The sequence below is a fragment of the uncultured Microbulbifer sp. genome (genome assembly GCF_947489355.1).
GTDB lineage: Bacteria > Pseudomonadota > Gammaproteobacteria > Pseudomonadales > Cellvibrionaceae > Microbulbifer.
Genome location: NZ_CANLDD010000007.1, coordinates 95,301 through 114,371, shown reverse-complemented (window position 1 = coordinate 114,371; position 19,071 = coordinate 95,301). Strand labels below are relative to the sequence as shown.

The window sequence follows — 19,071 nt, the reverse complement described above, 5'->3', positions numbered from 1 at the left end:
TCCACTTCCCGGATCGCCTGGAGAAATATATCAGCCTATGAGGCTACTTGGCTGACACAGAGTTTTGAACACCCTCGTATCTGCAGTTCGTAGCTGTCAGCGGCATTTGCAAAATGCTTTGGACGCAACTCATGCTTGCGATTGGATTTATCCTCTCAGGCAAGGCACCTCTCCAGTACAGATTTCTATAACTGTTTAGAAGGATTGCCTGATCCGTGGGGTGAGGATGCCACCTTAACATTTGCTGCTGAGGTCATTGGCTTCACGCAACACCTTGATGACAGTATCCATGACGAAGGCAAGCTTGATCATAAGTCATACCTTTTTAATGGTCAAGAAATGACACCGCATTATGAACACTACCGCGGCAAGTAAGCCCACCTATAGCAGAGTGAGTATGGTGACTTCGTCCATAGTAAGCCAGAAAAATATCTCCCCACAAAGTATGCTTTGACGCTAAAAATAACAATGTTTGCAGACGTGTGATTTCAGTCCAGTGGAATGGGCGCCGGAGACCGGCGACCCATGGAAAACGCATTCAATTAGCCTATTTTATGATCGCTTAATCGTTTAATCGCTTGATCGGCAGTCAGCACTTTCCATAAATAATCACGATCCCACCCTGCGCGTTTTCTTCGGCTCTCAATACCTCGTTTATGGGTAGCCTCCTATTTCAATAAATTTAACGCAATACGTCGAATGAGCCCGATATTCTCTGCCGAAAACCCACTCTCATTCTGCTCGCATCCTCCCTAAAAGCCACATCCAGGGACCAGTGTAAATTAATTTCAATATCCAAATGCTTGCGAGCCGAGTACATGAAATTATCGATATCGTCATAGGCTAAACTTGTGATGAAATATCTGACCGACTCCGTTGTTTTATGATTCTCCGTGCGTTTGACAATGAGCCGCCCAATGCTTCTCAAGCCTGGCCACCGATGCTCAAATTCAGGGCAGTCCCTAAGCCTAATCAAACTATATTTTCGTGTCTCCATTCGACTGCGACCGCGTACTTTTTCTATCTTATGCCGGTTGTAGATCTTTTTATATTGGATACTGTCCCCGTGAGCAAAGAGCGCCTTGATTTATTTTTCCAAGCCACCTTGGCTGCCTTTGAAATTGACTGTACAGTCAGATTGCTGATTGATAATTTGTTGTTGGAACTTGGTCTGACAGCCCATGGCATCCAATGTGACGATACTGCCCTCAATATCAATTTTTTCTAATAATTTAGGAACAGCTGTAATTTCATTGGATTTTTCTTCTGTTTTGACTTGACCTAGCATGATCTTATGGGAAGAGGCCCACGCAGCAACGGTATGAATCGGCTTGATTTTCTTTGTTTGGCAACCTGAACCACGGCTCGTTTTACCATCAATCGCAATGACCTTTTTTAAAGGTCCATCTTGAGATAAGCCTAAAGAATTAATCCAGCTTCTAAAGCATTCCTCAAAGAAAGTAAGATTTATTTTTGCAAATACTCTTTCGAAGATGTCATGGGATGGCATACCATTTTTTAGATCCAAAAAGCTTTGTAACCATTCCAGATTGGCTTCGGCAAACTCACAAACTTCAACCACAGTGTTGGCGCCGCATATGGTCCCTAAAATAGATAGAGCAACAATGTCGATTAGGCTGTGTTTGAGGTGATGATTCTGCTGCCTTGGGTCTTCCAGATTTTCAAAGTGGACAAAAAAGGTTTCTTCAAGGGACATAAGGTACTCGTTTCTAAAGGGTCAACGAGCATCTTATTGGATTAGTTGTCCTGAGAATATTTCAACGTTAGAAAGCAGGCGGCCTGTGGGTGCGTTTGCCATGACCGGCGACCCGAGGGATCGACAGCAGAATGGGCTATCGACGATAACAACCAGATGCATACGTATTCACATAGCGTTGGCTGTTGGCTGTTGGCTGTTGGCTGTTGGCTGTTGGCTGTTGGCTGGAGCACCAAGTATTCTCTTTGAACTTACAGTTCAATTGGATGTGGATCAACGACAACGTGAGGATCCCCGAAAACAAAATGCATTCCCGTTTCCGGATCCACATACATCCACAGGAAGGAGAAGTTATTGGGGATATGCTTTTTATCCCTGATTTTAATCACCAATTTCGTGTACTCCCCATCCACTGCCTTGGCACGGGCACGGAACTGATGGCGAAAGTCCGGGCTCAAGGCGATAATCCCATCCAGTTTATGGTGAGAGCAGCGAGCAAACTCCAGTTCGCGGCACGGCACTTCAGACAAATCCAGGGTAATTTTCAGGGTAACCACACCGCCTTTGCAGATTTTAAAGCGCATATTGCCAAAGTGCTCCTCCGGGTTGGCGGCATTAAACAGCGGCCAGTATTGAAGTTCTCCGTCTACAGGCTCTCTGGGCCTCAAGACCAAATCCAGCTTCAGATCCTCTTTTGGTACTTCGCACTCCAGTACGGGTAAGTCGGCACAAGCGCCCTTTGTGTACCCCTTTTGTTAAAATTTGTTATCTGGTGTCGCTACCTGGACACGTACTATCCGGTAAAATACGTCTGTGACGTGGCTATTTTAATCTATTCGAATTAAAAAAAGCCGGCAGTAGTGATACTGCCGGCCCGGAAGGATGACCCCAGCCATCGACGGTTACAACAACACTATCAAGAGCAAAATGTGGCATCTTGCCCGAATCAAGCCCATCCATTACCCCGATCAAGATTCTGTATCTGGCGGGTCCAGCCTGATCGTTCAGCTTGCGCTGAATCCACTGTCCGCACGGCTCGCGAGCGCACGGCAACAGCAATCAAACCTTTTCCTAACACTGAGACTGTCCACACTCTGACGATACGGCCGGGCTAGCCTAGGCCCTCAATCGGCGTTCACTATGCAAATGGCCCCATTACAGGTCTATCACACCCAATGACACAAAATTACATACCAGGTGTTCTAACCGCCGCTATAGACTGTTAGAGTCGAGGTATAACAATAAGCTTCAACCAATGAGGATACGATGGAAGCTAAGCTTGAAGATGTAAAAATTCTCTCTCCTCTGCGCAATAGTACGGAGGCCAGCAGTATCGAGGCACTGGCGAGGGAGCAATTGCAGCACTTCTGTATTGATGTAGAGTCGGAACATGGCCGGATACTGGAGCAAACCGCAGCGCTACTGTACCGGACGCAGGGTAATCTGGGCCAGTTATGGAGCCAGATCACGGATACCCTGAAGCGCCTGGATCGGTCCGACAGGATCGCCTATTTCAATGCCAAGCGCTTTATGAGCTTTCAATTGGCAAAGCTGCTGGATACCCTGCAAAACCCGCTGCGCGCGAGTTTCCAGAGCCTGCAGGGGGACGACTTCAATATCACCACCCGCGGCGGCTATCCTCTTTTCGATAATATCCCGGCGATCTTTTCTGCAACGCCGGTGATTGCCCGCACCGCCACCTATATTTATGCCTGCACCGAGTGGGTGGATGACGCTTTCCGCGGCCGCGAGCCCAGCCACGATATCTACTCCCGTCTCCTCAACCCCACGTCAATCTCCCTGGCCAATGCCATTGTGGACTTGGAGTGCGGCCCGGAGGCGAACGCATATATGGCCTGGAATTTCAATTCCGGTATGGCGGCGATCGATGCACTGCTTTCGAACCAGTTGCGACGCGGAGATATCCTCATCGTCTCCAGAAACGTCTACGGCGGTGTGCACCAGTTGCTGCAGGATTTTTATGCGCGCGAAGACAAGTTTGCGGTTCAATTGGTCTGGTTTGATGGCACCAGTGGCAAGGACTTCGGCGCGCTGCTACAAGAAACCCAGCGCAACTACGCTGAAAAATTAAACAAGGGGGCCAGGATTCATGTCTATATCGAATCCCCCTGTAATCCCCACGGTATCATGCTGGATGTTCCGGGCATCTGTCAGGCGGCGCATCAGGAGGATATCCTGGTGAGCCTGGATGCCACCCTGGCCACACCCTTTCTGTATCAGCCACTGCGCCGTGAAAACCGCGCGGAGCGCCCGGATTTTGTCGTGCACTCCTACACCAAGGATATCGGCGGGACCGGTGCCGCCACTGCGGGCGTTGTGATCGGTGAAAACCACCGTATGTTTATCCCCAAGGGGGACAGTGCCAAAGGGCTCAACTGGGACCAGTGCATGTTCTGGGACGTGTATTACATCAAAGGCGCCTTCCTGGATGCGGACAAAGCCTGGGAGGTACACTGTGGTATGCGCACCCTGGAAATGCGCATGCTCACCAAATGCATCAACACCCAAAGCCTCAGCCACTTCTTTGCCAGCCACGCAAAAATTCGTGTAAACAGCCACGCGGTTGAAAGCCATCCCAACGCCAAAATGCGTGAGCAACTGATGCGCTACCAACTGCCGACACCGCTGTTCAGTATCGATATGGAAGCAGCGGAGCTACCCACAGCGGCATTCAAAAGTTTCTTCGATGCCCTGGAGCCCGCTTTCGGGCAGATGGTGAGCCTGGGCCAGACCAATACCATGGTGCTCTGCCCCGCCCTGACCTCTCACTCGGAACTTTCCCCCGAAGCCATGGAGGCGGCGGGTATATTCCCCACCACCATCCGGATTTCCGTGGGAGATGAAAATATGGCCCAGCTTGCAGCCCATGTGATCAGTTGCGCGCGGCTGCATCTGGACCCGGTATCTCCAGGGTTCAGCGCGGGCTTTATCGCGCCGGAGGAAGCCGACGCACTCTTCACCCGCTTCTATCTGGAGTCACACCGGAGAGTGGTGCAGGCACAACCGAAAATTGCCGACTACCTATAGTGGGAGTTTCAGCGCACACCGCCGCCTTGCAAACGGCGGCGCGCGCTTGTTGCACTACCTTATATCCCGTACCATCCTTGTTTCTGTCCATAATTTAATCAAACAAAATGCCGAATTCTTCCGTATCCCTTTTGGCCTTGATACTGTGCAGTCTGTCTGCACTGGCAGTCGCGCAAGGCTATGAACAGCTCTACAGCGATTATCGCGGCAGCCTCTACCAGATTCGCCTGATCGAAAAATCCTCCAACTCCAAAGCCGGCCTTGGCTCCGGATTCCAGATCTCTGCCGATGGCCTGGTTGCCACCAACTATCACGTGGTCGCACAGGCTGTCAGTGATCCCGACAAATACACCCTGGAATACCTCTCCACCGATGGCACCAAGGGTGTGCTGACGTTGCTGGATATTGATGTGGTGAACGACCTCGCCCTGCTGCGTCAGGACAAGCCCGGCAAGGAATACCTGCAACTGGCCGAGAAAGCACCAAAAAAAGGCGAAACCATCGTGTCTCTCGGCAATCCGCTGGACCTGGGCATGACGCTCATTCCCGGTACCTATAACGGTATCGCCGGCGGCAGTTTTTACGACCGCATCCACTTTGCCGGCTCCATCAATCCCGGTATGAGTGGCGGACCTGCCATGAATACCGCAGGCCAGGTGGTGGGTATCAATGTGGCAACGGCCGGCAACCAGGTCAGTTTTCTGGTGCCGGTCGACAAGCTCTCCACGCTGCTGAAGCACTTCCATCAGCGAGAGGGCCAACTGGACCTCAAAGCGGTGACCTACCAGCAATTGCAGGAGAACCAGAAACGCATCATCCATTCCATATTGCAGGCGGATTGGAAGCGCCGCGCCCTGGGAGAGGCCAAGGTGGTTGGGGAAATCGTGCCGGCAATCAAATGCTGGGGCAACAGCCAGGAGAGCGATGACAGTCCCATCAAGCGCATCGACAAAGGCTGTACTGGGCACGACGTGATCTTTCTCTCCGACGACTTTAATACCGGCAGGGTCGAATATGAATTTTTCTGGCTGGAGGCGGAAAACCTGCTGCCGGCACGCTTCTACGCGGAATATGAGCAGCAGATGAGCACCTTTTACCCCGGCAACAGCGCCGGGGAAGAGGATGTGACCAACTTCCGCTGCCGCCAGGCATTCACCTCCCAGCCGCGCAATGGCAATGACCGTGTGTCAAAGCCGGAGCGCGGTCGTAAACCGCTGACCACACGCACCAGCTACTGCGTAAGACGCTATAAGGATTTCCCCGACCTGTACGATATTTTCTTCCTGAGTCTCAGCGTGGATCAGAAAAATCGCGCATTGGTCAGCCACTTCACCCTGTCCGGTTTCACCCGGGAATCCGCCGACGCCTTTTTTGAAAAGTTTACAAGCGAGATCCAATGGCTCTGATTATTGAAGAACTGAACCGCGCCCATCGGGTACAGGCGCGCTACCGTATGGACGGAGATCGGTTTACCCTGGGGCGCGCTTACAGCAACGATGTCATCCTGGAGGATATTCATACCGATGCCCGCCACGCGGAAATCCGCCTGGGGGACGACGATCACTACTACCTACAGGACCTGAACAGTACCAACGGCAGCCAGCTTCTGGGTAACCTCAACAACAGGTCCATCAAGCCCTGCACAATCTCGACACATCAGATCGCCTCCGGGGATCTGGTGCAGTGCGGCAAATCCCGCCTGCGACTGTTTTATTGTAACGACGTCGTAGCGGAAGCGACCCCCCTGCATTCGCTGGAAAGCCTCTTTTCAAGCCTGTCCCGCCCCACTACAGCCGCCTTGCTAGCCTTTGGGGTCGCCCTTTCCACACTGCTGCTCAGCTATCTGGGCTATGCGCGCACCTACGAGTGGACGATCGCCATTAATGTCCTCGCGAGCGTCGTTATCGGGCTGGTGCTGTACGCTGGCGCCTGGGCCTTTGTGGGAAAGGTGGTGCGCCACGAAACCCACTTCTTTGCACACCTGTCCATCGCCGCGATCGGCGCTCTGAGCTATACGGTTTGGGAGTGGTTCAGCGGCGTGCTGAATTACAATTTCGCCATTGGCCGTTGGATGGAGACCCTCGACTTCGCGGTATTGGCCATCATACTGCCGTCGATGCTCTGGTGCGCTTGTTACCTGGCGACCAACCTCGGCCGCGGCTGGCGCTGGTCCGTCGCACTGGTACTGCCAATCGGTTTTCTGGGGCTCAACCTGGTGGAGAGTATCAGCAACCTCAATGACTTCAGTGAGGCACCAGAGATTTCCACCGAACTGAAATACGATAATATGCTGCTGCGCACACCCGTGCCCATGCAGGCGTTTATTGCCGGCTCACCGGCACTGTTCGATATTCCCATAGAAAAAGACGAGTCAGACACAAAAGCCAGCGCCTCCAGCGGCGACAAAGGCATCAATACAGAGGTAGAGCCATGAGTGGGGTGTTTTGGAGCCCTGATTTGGGACAACTGGAACCCTACACGCCCGGCGAGCAACCCGACAGCGAAACCTGTATCAAGCTCAATACCAACGAAAACCCCTATCCGCCATCGCCCCGGGCGCTGGCGTTACTTGCCAAGGGGGACTTTGCCAATGCCCTGCGCCGCTATCCCGATCCGGAGTCCCGCCAGTTGCGCAGTGCCATCGCCGATCGCTATGGGCTAAAACCTGCACAGGTGTTTGTCGGCAATGGTTCCGACGAGGTACTGGCACTGAGTTTTTACAGCTTCTTCCGCCGCCCGGAACCCCTGCTTTTTCCCGATATCACCTACAATTTTTACCCGGTTTACTGCCAGCTCTACGGTATAATCCACCGCGCTGTCCCCCTCAGGGAAGACTTTACGATAGAGGTCCGGGACTTTGCCAGTAGGGCCGGGGGCGTGATTATTCCCAACCCCAATGCCCCCACCGGGTGTTACCTTTCGCTGGAAAAAATTGCAGCGCTGCTGCAGCTACAACCCCATCACGTCGTCATCATCGACGAAGCCTATATTGATTTTGGCGGAGAGAGCGCGATATCACTGATCAACCGCTACCCGAACCTGCTGGTGATCCACACACTATCGAAGTCCTATGCCCTGGCGGGGTTGCGGCTGGGATTCGCTATGGGGCAGGAGCCATTGATCCAGGGGCTGCTGCGGGCCAAGAATTCCTTTAACCCCTACCCCATTGATGCCATTGCCCAGCAGGTGGCGACCGCCGCTATTCGCGACAGGGCCTGGCACGATGACAACTGTGGCAAGGTTATCGCCACCCGCCAGCGCAGCGAGCAGGCCCTGCAAGCACTGGGTTTTGCGCTTATCCCCTCCTGCGCAAACTTTATCCTGGCCAAGCCCCCCGCGCCTGGTGCCGAGGCACTGTACCTGGCCCTGCGCAAGCGGGATATCCTCGTGCGCTATTTCGATCAGCCCCGTATCAGGGAATACCTGCGTATCTCCATCGGCACCAATGAGGAGATGGATCAACTGATAGGGAACTGCAAAGAGATCCTTGCATCACAGAGCTAGTGCGCTGTCTATCTATACTCTTTGGGGCCGTGTCCGCTGCGGCCCGACTTTGTGACTTATTGGTAATCCGGGACCCATGCAGCTTTTTTTCGAGCCCCCCAGACCAGACAACATCCACATCCGCCACCCCAAAACCGGGCCTCTTAAACGGCTATTTTATTATCTGGTTTTTACCGCCCTCACGGTGAGCGCCCTCAGCCCGGATCGGGTCCTGGCCAATGCCTGGGAAGCGGCAAAGAGACCCAGCGCCCAGGACGCCGCCAGTATCGGCACCTACACCAATGGCTGTCTCGCCGGTGGTAAATCCCTCCCCCTGCGTGGCGAGGGCTACCAGTTGGTGCGCACCGGCCGCGGGCGCCGCTTTGCACACCCGGACACCATCGCCTTTCTGCAAGATCTCTCCCAAAGTGTCGCGCAGAACCAGCTTGGCCGCATACAGATTGGCGATATGTCCATGGCCCGAGGTGGCCCCTTTGGCAGTGGCGGACACAGCAGCCACCAAACGGGGCTGGACGTGGATATCTGGTACTCCCAGGATCTACGCGCAGCAAAGCGCCCGCTGACCAGATGGGAGCGCGACAATATCTCTGCCATCCCTCTCGCGGATGCGCGCAGGCATCGCCTGATCGAGGAGAATTGGGATGAACGGGTCCCCCAAATCCTGCGTCTGGCGGCACAAGACAAGCGCGTCGAGCGTATATTTGTGCACCCCACCATCAAGCGTCACCTGTGTGAAATTACCGGTTCAAACCGCGAGTGGCTGCGCAAGGTGCGCCCCTGGTGGGGACACAACTACCACTTTCATGTTCGTCTCACCTGTCCCCGCAACGACAGCACCTGTAAACCCCAGGCACCAGTGCGCACCGAGCCTTGCGGCAATGACCTGGATTGGTGGTTCAGCGACGAGTTCTACGCAATACTGAATGGCACAAAGGCCAAACCGACCAAGCCCCAACCAAAAACAATGCCACAACAGTGCCGACAGGTTTTGCTCGCACCCTCAACGAATGCCACAACGGACTAACGGTATGATCAACACCTTACTCATTTGCGGCGGTGGCGGCAGCGAACATCCCGTCTCCCTGCGCACTGCAGCCTTTATCGAAGAGCAACTGGCCAGTGCCGGGGATATCGCCCTGATGCAAGTGGAGATGGATACCAACGGTTGCCTCACGGATAGAGAGGGCCGGGTTTACCATATCTTTTACGACCGCAAAGTTCGCGACGAGGCAGGCAACGCCTGGAATGTGGACTATGTGATTCCGGCCATTCACGGTTACCCCGGAGAGACCGGCGACCTGCAGTCACAGCTGGATATGTTCGACATCCCCTATTTCGGTTCAGCCCCGGAAGCGAGCAAAATCTGCTTCAATAAAATCAATACGAAACTATGGCTGAGCGCCCTGGGAATACGCAACACGCCCTACCTGTTCCTGTACAGTTTTGAACCTTCCGAGCTGGATAGAGCCAACGCCGCGCTGGAGACCTGGGGAGCAGTTTTTGTCAAAGCTTCCAATCAGGGGTCTTCCGTCGGCTGTTACAAGGTCACTTCCCCAGAGGCATTGAAAGTGGCTGTAGAGGAAGCATTCAGTCTGTCCCCCTACGTACTGGTGGAACGGGCACTGAAAGCGCGCGAGCTTGAGGTGGCGGTTTATACTTATAATCACGAACTGATTGCCACCCGCCCCGGTGAAGTGCGCGCACCGGCAGATACCTTTTATACCTACCGGGAGAAGTATACCGAAAGCAGCCGCGCCACCACCTTTGTCGAGGCGCAGGGGCTGACCGATACGCAACTGAACTGGATCCAGGACGTCTCCATACGCACCTTTAAGGCACTGAAGCTCAAGGATTTATCCAGAATTGATTTTTTCCTGACAGAAGCCGGCGAACTTTACCTCAATGAGGTCAATACCTTTCCCGGCATGACTCCAAATTCCATGTTCCCAAAAATGCTGGAAAATCACGGCCACAATTTTACCCGGTATCTCACCAGCCTGATTCACGCTGCCGTTTCCCAGATGCGCTAACGCCTGTCACTCAGCGCCCTTTTTCCTTTCGGGCTTCAATGCAGTAGCCAATCCTGCTGCCTACGCCGGGAAAATTGGCCGCGCAGGAATTCCATCTGATCACCGCGGATCCGCTCACTGTTAATCAACGCCAGATATTCCGCCGCATTAGGACAAAACGGCAGCGCCAGTAGCTCCATAGTAATATCTTCAAGCAGGTGATGGCCTTTATGTTGGTTGCAACGCCTACAGGCAGTCACCACATTCTCCCAGGAATCGATGCCCCCTTTTGAAATTGGAATCACGTGATCACGGGTCAGCTCATCGGATTTGAACGAAATACCACAATATAGGCAGGTATGTACATCGCGAAAAAACAGCGCCCGGTTTGTCAGGGGTGGGCGGCTGCGCGGGCGTGCCATACGCGTCCCCCCGCAGGCAATAATTGCCGCCAGGTCCAGGCCGGAGCGCTCGCCGCTGCGGTTAAACCCGCCCCGAACCCGCAGCACCACACCGCCTAAGGACCAGGTCACCAGTTCCCGCACATACAGGCAGGCCGCCTCCTGCCAAGAGAGCCACTCGAGCGGTTGCCCGGCCAGATTCAGGCGTAAAATTCTCGCTTGCACAGCGCTGCCTCCCCACAATCCAAAAGAAAAAATCGGTCGGGCAATCCACTCATCCCAGACACCAAAGTGACTATTTTTAAACAGCACCAGACCCTGCAATGGCAATTTGGAGAAATCGGAAGGAAAAGGGGGCAGCGGGATTTGGCACAAGCAAATACTGTTTGCGCCCACAAAAAGAAAAATCCTGTGGAGACACTGGATTGGCCCGTTGGAGTTACGACCGGCAAAACGGCAGCTATCCGGCATCGCAATGCAGCCTGGGGGGAAACCGATACCTCTGCCAATGGATTACTGAATGCGCCACCCTCCGCCGGGCCGGAGCAAAATTGGCCAGCCTCTCCCCATTAAAGCGGATTAAGATTACAAATTCCAGATAGACGCTTCGTCACCTGCAGAAAGAGGCAACCACTTTAGAGGGACCATTGCAAATACATCGCTGCCAAATCCATTGGCATAATGACTGTTCAATACAAAAAAAGAATAGAGGCAATTTTGTTAAAGGGATTAAAACACCGCCCAGGCAATCCGGCCTGGGCGGTGCGTCTCACAGGATGGAGCCCATATCCTTAGGGCCAGCGGCGCATTCCATTTATCCCTTGCCGCAAAAGTGCAGTCCCTTATGCATCCCTGCCCGTTAATTATGGACATCAAGTGAGAAAAAAGTAGGGGTAATCTGCTGAATTTTATGTAAGAAATATCTCACATTGTGAGAGATACCCTTCACATTAAGAGAGATTTGAAGTGCGCACTGTGGTAAAACGGGGCTCAAGAAAAGAACGCGGCCACTATAACTGTCTCTATTTCAAGTTCAATCCAATTCGGGAATAAAATGTTGAAATATACGCTAATATTTTTGCTTATCCTCAGCGCGATAGTTTCAACCACCCTGGCTGCCGTTGCTTCGGGTATCAGTGTGCCCTGGCGTCAGATCATTGGCGGCGCAAAGACAACACAGCAGAAGGTCACCGACAACCTGTCCCCGGCACAGGGATATACCCTCCAGCTGTTTGCCGGCAAGGTACCCAATGCCCGCTGGCTGGCGATCACCCGCTCCGGAGACGTGCTCGTTTCTCAACCCAGGAGCGGCCAGGTTTCGCTCCTGTTTGCCGACCGCAACGGCGATGGCCGTGCAGACGGCCAGCGTGTCCTTATTGATGACCTGCACCGCCCCCACGGCCTGCTCCTCCATGAGGGCTGGCTGTATATTGCCGAGAGTGATGCGGTGGGGCGCGTCCCCTTTGATCACTCGGATGCCCGTCTCGCCGGCAGTTACCAGAGAATTGTCGAAGGACTGGAAGATGACGGCCACTGGACCAAAACCATCGATATGGGTCCCGATGGCTGGCTGTATTTAAGCAGTGGCTCCAGTTGTAATGTGTGTATTGAAAAAGACCCCCGTCGCGCCACCATTATGCGCTTGCGCCCCGATGGCAGCGACCTGGAAATCTTCGCCACCGGCCTGCGCAACAGTGTCGGCTTCGACTGGTCCCCGAGAGATGGCGGTCTCTACGCCACAGACAATGGTCGCGACTGGCTCGGTGACAACCTGCCGCCCGATGAACTCAACCGAATCCGGCAGGGGGGGTTTTACGGCTGGCCCTACGCCTATGGCGATCGGGTGCCAGATCCGGATTTCGGCGTTGACGCGGCCCCCGCCATAGAGGAAAAGATTGCCACCTCGGTGCCTCCGGTACACACGTTTGCGGCCCATAACGCCCCACTGGGGATGCAGTTCCTGCGCAGCCCCAAACAGCCCGCGGATTATCGCAATGCCGCTCTGGTGGCCCTGCACGGCTCCTGGAATCGCAGTGTCAAAGACGGCTACAAAGTGGTCTCTCTGCACTGGAATCAAAGTGGTAAAATCGAGCACCGGGATTTTCTCTGGGGTTTTCTCAGCGAGGATCGCAAGGCGGTGTTCGGCCGGCCGGTAGCGATCGCCGAGGACACCAATGGCAACATTTATATCTCCGACGATTACGCAGGCGCTGTCTATCGTCTATCCAGCAGTGGTGCGCCCGGTTTTCGCACCGCCTCCCCGGAGGAGGCACCGCTCAAGGCGCAGGACACTCCACCCGCTGTTGATGCCGTTGCGGCCCGCAGCGGGGCCGAGCTGTACCAAAGCAATGGCTGCGGCCTCTGCCATCAGCAGCAGTTACCCTTAAAAAACCTGCGCAGTAAATATACTTTGCAGACCCTGGCGGATTACTTCGACGCACCCACCCCGCCGATGCCCAATTACAATTTTGACAGCGCCCAGAAACGGGCCCTGGCACATTACCTGATGTCTCGGGAGGTCTCCCCGCAGGCGCCCACCCAATAAGTGCCGACACCCGGCCTCGCCCCGCATTGACCCCTGCTGCGCCAACGGCTAAGGTTGCCCCGCAATGACGAGGCGATGCTATGGCGGCAAAGAAACAATCGGCAACTTTTGAAGAGAGCCTGGAGGCACTGGAACAACTGGTGGAGCGCCTGGAGGCTGGGGACCTTCCCCTGGAGGAAGCCCTGTCCGACTTCGAACGGGGTGTGAAACTCACCCGCGAGTGCCAGCGCAAACTGGCGAGCGCGGAGCAGAAAGTCAAACTGCTGATGGAGGAGAGTGGCGGCATTAAAGAGCTGCCTTTCGACACCGACGACGCCGCGAAAGATGCCTAGCACCACCGCTGCCCCGCCGGCAACGCTGAAGGCATTGCTGCAGCGTTCCGCCCCCCGGGTTGAAACCCGCATTCGAGACGCACTCTCCCGCCCCACGGCGGGGGCAGAACCCCTGTTTGAGGCCATGCAATACGCAGCGCTGGGACCCGGCAAGCGCCTGCGCCCGGCGCTGGTCTACGCCTGTGCACAGGTTTTTTGCACGGAGGCATTCAATCCCGCCCGCTGCGATGCAACGGCCGCAGCTCTGGAATGCATCCACGCCTACTCCCTGATCCACGACGATCTTCCGGCCATGGACGATGACGATCTGCGCCGGGGCCGCCCCACCTGCCATATTGCCTTTGGTGAAGCCACCGCGATCCTCGCCGGCGACGCCCTGCAGACCCAGGCATTTGAACTGCTGCTGGCGGACACCCTGGCGCCCGCACTGAAAATGCGATTGCTGCAGGAGCTGGCCGCCGCATCCGGTGGCCGGGGCATGGTTGCGGGCCAGGCCATTGATCTGGCGTCGGTCGACAAGGCCCTCAGCCTGGAGCAACTGGAGCCCATGCACCGCCTGAAGACCGGTGCCCTGATCTGCGCCAGCGCCCGCATGGGCGCACTGCTTGGCGGCGCCGATGAGGAACAGCTGGAGGCTGTGACCCTGTTTGCCCAGGCCATAGGCCTGGCCTTCCAGGTTCAGGACGACATCCTCGATACCACCGCAGACACCGCGGTTTTGGGCAAGCCCCGGGGGGCAGACGCCCTGCGCAACAAGCCCACCTACGTATCCCTGCTGGGTGTGGATGGCGCCCGTGCAAAACTGCAGGGCCTGCACCAGCAGGCCCTGGATGCCCTCAAACCCCTGCCCGGCGATACCCGCTTACTGCAACAGCTGGCGGATTACATCGTTCAGCGCGGCCATTGAGTCGGCACCCGCTGCGCCCATAGGATGCAATATAGCCGTCACGGGCATACAATCCCCCTTATCACCCTCTGTAGCCATTGAACCGATTAATGCTCGAAGATATTCCACGCACCCGCCCGCATACGCCGCTACTCGATGCCATCGACAACCCGGCCCAGCTGCGCGCCCTTGATGAACGCCAATTGCCCGAACTCGCCAGCCAGCTGCGTGAATACCTGCTGTACTGTGTCGGCCAGACCGGCGGGCACTTCGGCGCCGGCCTCGGCGTGGTGGAGCTGACTGTTGCCCTGCACTATATCTACAACACCCCGGAAGACCGCCTGGTGTGGGATGTGGGCCACCAGACCTATCCCCACAAGATTCTCACCGGACGCCGCGAACAAATGCTCACCATGCGCCAGCGAGGCGGTCTGTCCGGCTTCCCCAAACGCAGCGAAAGCCCCTACGACACCTTCGGGGTTGGGCATTCCAGCACCTCCATTGGCGCCGCCCTGGGTATGGCACTGGGCTCTCCCGACGAGCGCAAGGTGGTGGCGGTGATCGGCGACGGCGCCATGACCGCGGGTATGGCCTTCGAGGCACTCAACCATGCCGCCCACACCGGCCGGGATATATTGGTTGTACTCAATGACAACCGTATGTCGATCTCGAAAAATGTGGGGGGGCTCGCCACCTATTTTGCCAAGATCCTCGCCAGCAAGACCTACCTCAGTATGCGTGAAGGCAGCCGCAGGATACTGTCTGCAATTCCCAAGGCCTGGCAACTGGCGCGGCGCACGGAAGAGCATGTCAAGGGTATGATCACGCCCGGCACTCTGTTCGAAGAACTGGGCTTCAACTACGTGGGTCCGCTGGATGGACACAATCTGCACGACCTGGTGCACACACTGCGCAACCTGCGCAGCCAGCCCGGTCCCCAGCTTCTGCATATCGCCACCACCAAAGGCAAAGGCTTTGGGCCCGCTGAAGCGGACCCAGTGGGCTATCACGCCCTGAACAAGCTGGAGCCGGAGCGCAAGGTCCAGGTGGCCGTACCCGGCCGGAAGAAATCGCCCAAGTACCAGGATATCTTCGGTCGCTGGCTGTGCGATACCGCCGCCCGCGACGAGCGCCTGATCGGCATTACCCCCGCCATGTGCGAGGGCTCCGGCATGGTGGAATTTTCCCAGCGCTTCCCCGAGCGCTTCCACGATGTCGCCATCGCTGAGCAGCACGCCGTGACCCTCGCCGCCGGCCTCGCCTGCGAAGGACAGAAACCGGTAGTGGCCATCTACTCTACCTTCCTGCAGCGGGGCTACGACCAATTGGTGCACGATGTGGCTATCCAGAACCTGGATGTCACCTTTGCCATCGACCGCGCCGGCCTCGTGGGTGAGGACGGCCCCACCCACGCGGGCAGCTTTGACCTGACCTTTATGCGCTGCCTGCCCAATCTGGCCATTGCCGCCCCCAGCGATGAAAACGAATGTCGCCAGCTGCTGACTACCGCCTACCAGCACCAGGGCCCCGCCGCGGTGCGCTATCCTCGCGGCACTGGTCCGGGCGCCCAGGTAGAAGGGGAATTGCGCGCGCTGCCCCTCGGCAGAGGCCATCTGCTGCATCAGGGCAGCGGCGTGGCCATCTTGAATTTCGGCGCCCTGCTGGCACCAGCCGTCGCAGCGGCGGAACGCCTGGGAGCAACGGTGGCGGATATGCGCTGGGTCAAACCCCTGGACCAGGCACTGATCGATGAACTTGCCGGGAACCACCAGCTCCTGGTCACCATCGAAGAAAACACCGTGGCCGGCGGCGCCGGCAGCGCCGTACTGGAGTACCTCAACAGCACCGCCAGGACCCTGCCGGTATTGCAACTGGGGCTGCCCGATCGGGTGATTGAACACGGAAAACACGGCAACCTGCTCGCCGGAATCGGCCTCAATGCCGCCGGTATTGAAGAACAGATACGCCGGCGCCTGCAGCTCCTGAGTCAGCGGGATTTCAGCAGTCGCACCGCAGCGGTCAACTGACTAGCCTGCGCGCAGGTATTTCTACAGCGGATTCCGCATTGTATGGGAGGGGAAATGTCATTCTTCAGGAAAGCCCTTGTCTTATCCTTGGGCCTGCTCGTCAGTTACAGTGCCACCGCCATGGATCGGGAAGCCTTCGGGCGCGCCTTCGAAGCCCTGCCCACCGAGAGCGCCTCCGAGCGACTGATTGCCCTGCAGGACCTGCGCTACCGCTGGCTGATGGAAAGCTTCCCCAGCCAGGCCACCTACGAAGGCTACCCCGGCCAGAATGACCGCTGGGTGGACAATTCGATCGCCGGTATTGAGCGGCGCCAGGCGCAGACCCGGCGCCTGCTGGGCGCCACCCGCAATATCGACACAAGCGCCCTGCCCGCAGCACAGCAGCTCGACTACCAGCTGCTGTACCAGGATCTGCTCGGCGCAGTGAAGGGTTTCCAGTTCCCGGATCACCTGCAGCCGCTCACCCACATGAGCGGTATCCAGCGCAGTGTGCCGGCGGTGCTCAACAGCATGCCCCGCCGCACCGCTGCGGACTACGACACCCTGTTGGCGCGCCTGCAAAAGCTCCCCGCACTGGTGGCGCAAACCCAGGCGCTGATGCGCCTGGGGCTCAAACAGCAGGTGACGCCGCCACAAATCACCCTGCGCGACCTGTCCCGCCAGATCCGCGCCCTGATCCCCGCATCCCCACAACAAAGCCCGCTGCTCAAAGCTTTCGCGGAAATGCCCGGCGACATGCCCGCCGCCCGGCAGCGCAGCCTACAACAGCGTGCCTACGCTCTCTACAGCGAGCAGCTGGTGCCGGCCTGGCGGGATCTGGCCGGGTTTGTGGAACGCGAGTATATCCCCGCAGCACAGGTGGACATTGCCCTCTCCAGTCGTCCCGACGGATCGCGCTGGTATGCCCATAAAGTCCGCCAGAACACCACCACGGATCTGAGCCCCGAGGAGATACACCGCATCGGCCTGGCGGAGGTCAAGCGCATCCGCGGGGAGATGGAGAAGATCATCCGCAAGACCGGTTTCCAGGGCGACTTCAAGGCGTTTACCGAATTCCTGCGCACAGATGCGCAGTTCTATCACAGCAGTCGCGAAGCGCTGCTGCGGGATTACCGCGCCATCGCCAAGCGCATCGACGGCAAGCTGCCAGCCCTGTTCGGTACCCTGCCGCGCCTGCCCTACGGGGTTGAACCCATCCCCGGCTATTCCGAGCAGTCGCAAACCACGGCCTACTACCAGCCGGGCTCCAGCGAGGCCGGCCGCGCGGGGATCTTCTTCGCCAATACCTACAATCTGCCCAGCCGCCCCAAGTGGGAGATGGAGGCCCTCACCGTGCACGAGGCCATGCCCGGCCACCACCTGCAGATCGCCCTGGCCCAGGAACAGAGCGAGATTCACCCCCTGCGCCGCCTGGCCCTGTACACGGCCTTTGTGGAGGGCTGGGGCCTCTACTCCGAGAGCCTCGGCTACGATCTGGGGCTGTACCAGGACCCTTACAGTGAGTTCGGTGCCCTGACCTACGATATGTGGCGCGCAGTGCGCCTGGTGGTGGATACCGGGATGCACCAGCTGGGCTGGCACCGCGAACAGGCCATTGCCTACTTTATGGAAAACAGTGCCAAACCCCTGCACGATGTTACCGTGGAAATCGACCGCTACCTGGTGTGGCCCGGCCAGGCCCTGGCCTACAAGCTGGGGCAGCTAAAAATTCGGGCACTGCGGGCGAAAGCGGAACAAGGCTTCGGCAGCAACTTCGATATCCGCCGCTTCCACGATACGCTGCTGGGCGCCGGCGCCCTGCCCCTCAATATCCTTGAAGCCCGTATGGACAACTGGATTGACAGCCAGGGCGCTCCATCCGCCCACACAACCGCGGAGGCCCCACCGCCACCCGCAGGCTAGGGGCTGTCTTTCACATAGATAGCCATGGGAAGGCACAAGCCATAGCTACTGTGCTTTGATAGCAACTATTAAGCTTGTCGAAACGTGAGGCAATCGCGCGCGGGTGTTTCAATCGTGCAAAAGCACTCTCTACCATATACCAATTTCTGTAGAGCCGCCTATCCAAATCCGCGTTGCCTTCCACGGAATTGCGCCTTCTAGGAATCACTGCCTTGGCACCCTGTTGCGCAATCTGCTTCCGTAGACCCTCGCCATCATAACCTTTGTCCGCGACAATTGTTTCGACACCCTCAATCTTGGCGATCAAGCTTGGAGCTTGCGTGCAGTCATTTACTTGACCACCCGTAACTTCAAATGCAACCGGAAGCCCGTAGGCGTCAACCGCTAAATGGGTCCTGCTTGTGTTCCCCGCCCGACTTTTCCCTATCGCCTCATCCTGATTACTAGCAGCACCGCTACTGTGTTGGTGCGCTTTAGCGTAACTCCCATCAATGAAAGCCCATTCCATGTCCGGATCTACTACCAGCGCTTGAAATATTCCTGAATCCGTAGCTTTGCTTTAAAAAAAACAGGTTCAAAAATTTTTTGCTCAGCGCTTACCAGAGGCGCCGTTTTTTAAAAACTTGTGGCTCTTTATGGATTCCAGGGAGTTAGCCCAGCAGTAGGTTAAGCAAACCTGAAATAGCAGCCTTTCCTCTGC

General features: G+C 56.6%; 14 protein-coding genes and 2 pseudogenes. 12 read left to right on the top strand and 4 right to left on the bottom strand.

Annotated features, from left to right (window positions below; translation table 11 throughout):
• Nucleotides 1-135: 135 nt before the first annotated feature.
• A complete protein-coding gene (locus tag Q1A48_RS05485) occupies nt 136-375 on the top strand; it encodes a hypothetical protein (RefSeq protein WP_299942236.1) in 240 nt (79 codons plus the stop codon).
• Between the two features lie 307 nt (nt 376-682).
• Here the strand turns inward: Q1A48_RS05485 and Q1A48_RS05480 are convergent.
• Both Q1A48_RS05480 and Q1A48_RS05475 read right to left on the bottom strand, forming a co-directional pair.
• Nucleotides 683-1,717: pseudogene (locus Q1A48_RS05480) on the bottom strand (ISAs1 family transposase).
• Nucleotides 1,718-1,968: 251 nt separating this feature from the next.
• Nucleotides 1,969-2,385 (bottom strand): hypothetical protein, encoded by a 417-nt coding sequence (locus tag Q1A48_RS05475; RefSeq protein ID WP_299942234.1) that lies wholly within the window; start codon nt 2,383-2,385, stop codon nt 1,969-1,971.
• A 598-nt stretch (nt 2,386-2,983) separates the two neighbouring features.
• On the opposite strand from Q1A48_RS05475, the gene Q1A48_RS05470 reads away from it, so the two are divergent.
• From Q1A48_RS05470 to Q1A48_RS05445, 6 genes are all read left to right on the top strand, one after another.
• Nucleotides 2,984-4,765, top strand: coding sequence for an aminotransferase class I/II-fold pyridoxal phosphate-dependent enzyme (locus Q1A48_RS05470; RefSeq protein ID WP_299942232.1), 1,782 nt, complete (start codon nt 2,984-2,986; stop codon nt 4,763-4,765).
• A gap of 107 nt (nt 4,766-4,872) precedes the next feature.
• On the top strand, nt 4,873-6,171 hold the full coding sequence (locus tag Q1A48_RS05465) for a serine protease (RefSeq protein ID WP_299942230.1): 1,299 nt from the start codon (nt 4,873-4,875) through the stop codon (nt 6,169-6,171).
• A complete protein-coding gene (locus Q1A48_RS05460; RefSeq protein ID WP_299942228.1) occupies nt 6,162-7,199 on the top strand; it encodes an FHA domain-containing protein in 1,038 nt (345 codons plus the stop codon). Before Q1A48_RS05465 ends, Q1A48_RS05460 begins: the two co-directional genes overlap by 10 nt.
• Nucleotides 7,196-8,269 (top strand): histidinol-phosphate transaminase, encoded by a 1,074-nt coding sequence (gene hisC, locus Q1A48_RS05455; RefSeq protein ID WP_299942226.1) that lies wholly within the window; start codon nt 7,196-7,198, stop codon nt 8,267-8,269. The genes Q1A48_RS05460 and hisC overlap by 4 nt, the downstream gene beginning before the upstream one ends.
• A 76-nt stretch (nt 8,270-8,345) precedes the next feature.
• Nucleotides 8,346-9,293 carry a penicillin-insensitive murein endopeptidase gene (gene mepA / locus Q1A48_RS05450; RefSeq protein ID WP_299942224.1) on the top strand — a complete coding sequence of 316 codons (948 nt, stop codon included), beginning with the start codon at nt 8,346-8,348 and terminating at the stop codon, nt 9,291-9,293.
• 4 nt (nt 9,294-9,297) lie between these two features.
• Nucleotides 9,298-10,299: a D-alanine--D-alanine ligase gene (locus Q1A48_RS05445; RefSeq protein ID WP_299942222.1), complete on the top strand. Its 1,002-nt coding sequence runs from the start codon at nt 9,298-9,300 to the stop codon at nt 10,297-10,299.
• Nucleotides 10,300-10,334: 35 nt separating this feature from the next.
• On the opposite strand, the gene Q1A48_RS05440 is transcribed toward Q1A48_RS05445, so the two are convergent.
• On the bottom strand, nt 10,335-10,904 hold the full coding sequence (locus Q1A48_RS05440; protein ID WP_299942220.1) for an HNH endonuclease: 570 nt from the start codon (nt 10,902-10,904) through the stop codon (nt 10,335-10,337).
• An 829-nt stretch (nt 10,905-11,733) separates the two neighbouring features.
• Here Q1A48_RS05440 and Q1A48_RS05435 point away from each other — a divergent pair.
• From Q1A48_RS05435 to Q1A48_RS05415, 5 genes are all read left to right on the top strand, one after another.
• Nucleotides 11,734-13,224 carry a PQQ-dependent sugar dehydrogenase gene (locus Q1A48_RS05435; RefSeq protein ID WP_299942218.1) on the top strand — a complete coding sequence of 497 codons (1,491 nt, stop codon included), beginning with the start codon at nt 11,734-11,736 and terminating at the stop codon, nt 13,222-13,224.
• Between the two features lie 80 nt (nt 13,225-13,304).
• Entirely contained in the window at nt 13,305-13,556 is a 252-nt protein-coding gene (locus Q1A48_RS05430) for an exodeoxyribonuclease VII small subunit (protein ID WP_299942216.1), read from the top strand.
• Nucleotides 13,549-14,463 carry a farnesyl diphosphate synthase gene (locus Q1A48_RS05425; protein ID WP_299942214.1) on the top strand — a complete coding sequence of 305 codons (915 nt, stop codon included), beginning with the start codon at nt 13,549-13,551 and terminating at the stop codon, nt 14,461-14,463. The genes Q1A48_RS05430 and Q1A48_RS05425 overlap by 8 nt, the downstream gene beginning before the upstream one ends.
• 89 nt (nt 14,464-14,552) lie before the next feature.
• Nucleotides 14,553-16,469 (top strand): 1-deoxy-D-xylulose-5-phosphate synthase, encoded by a 1,917-nt coding sequence (gene dxs / locus Q1A48_RS05420; RefSeq protein ID WP_299942212.1) that lies wholly within the window; start codon nt 14,553-14,555, stop codon nt 16,467-16,469.
• Between the two features lie 54 nt (nt 16,470-16,523).
• The gene (locus Q1A48_RS05415) at nt 16,524-18,371 is read left to right on the top strand and encodes a DUF885 family protein (RefSeq protein ID WP_299942210.1); all 1,848 of its coding nucleotides are present in this window, start codon (nt 16,524-16,526) and stop codon (nt 18,369-18,371) included.
• A 10-nt stretch (nt 18,372-18,381) separates the two neighbouring features.
• Here the strand turns inward: Q1A48_RS05415 and Q1A48_RS05410 are convergent.
• A pseudogene (locus tag Q1A48_RS05410) lies at nt 18,382-18,909 on the bottom strand (IS5 family transposase); the annotation flags it as partial.
• Between the last annotated feature and the right edge of the window lie 162 nt (nt 18,910-19,071).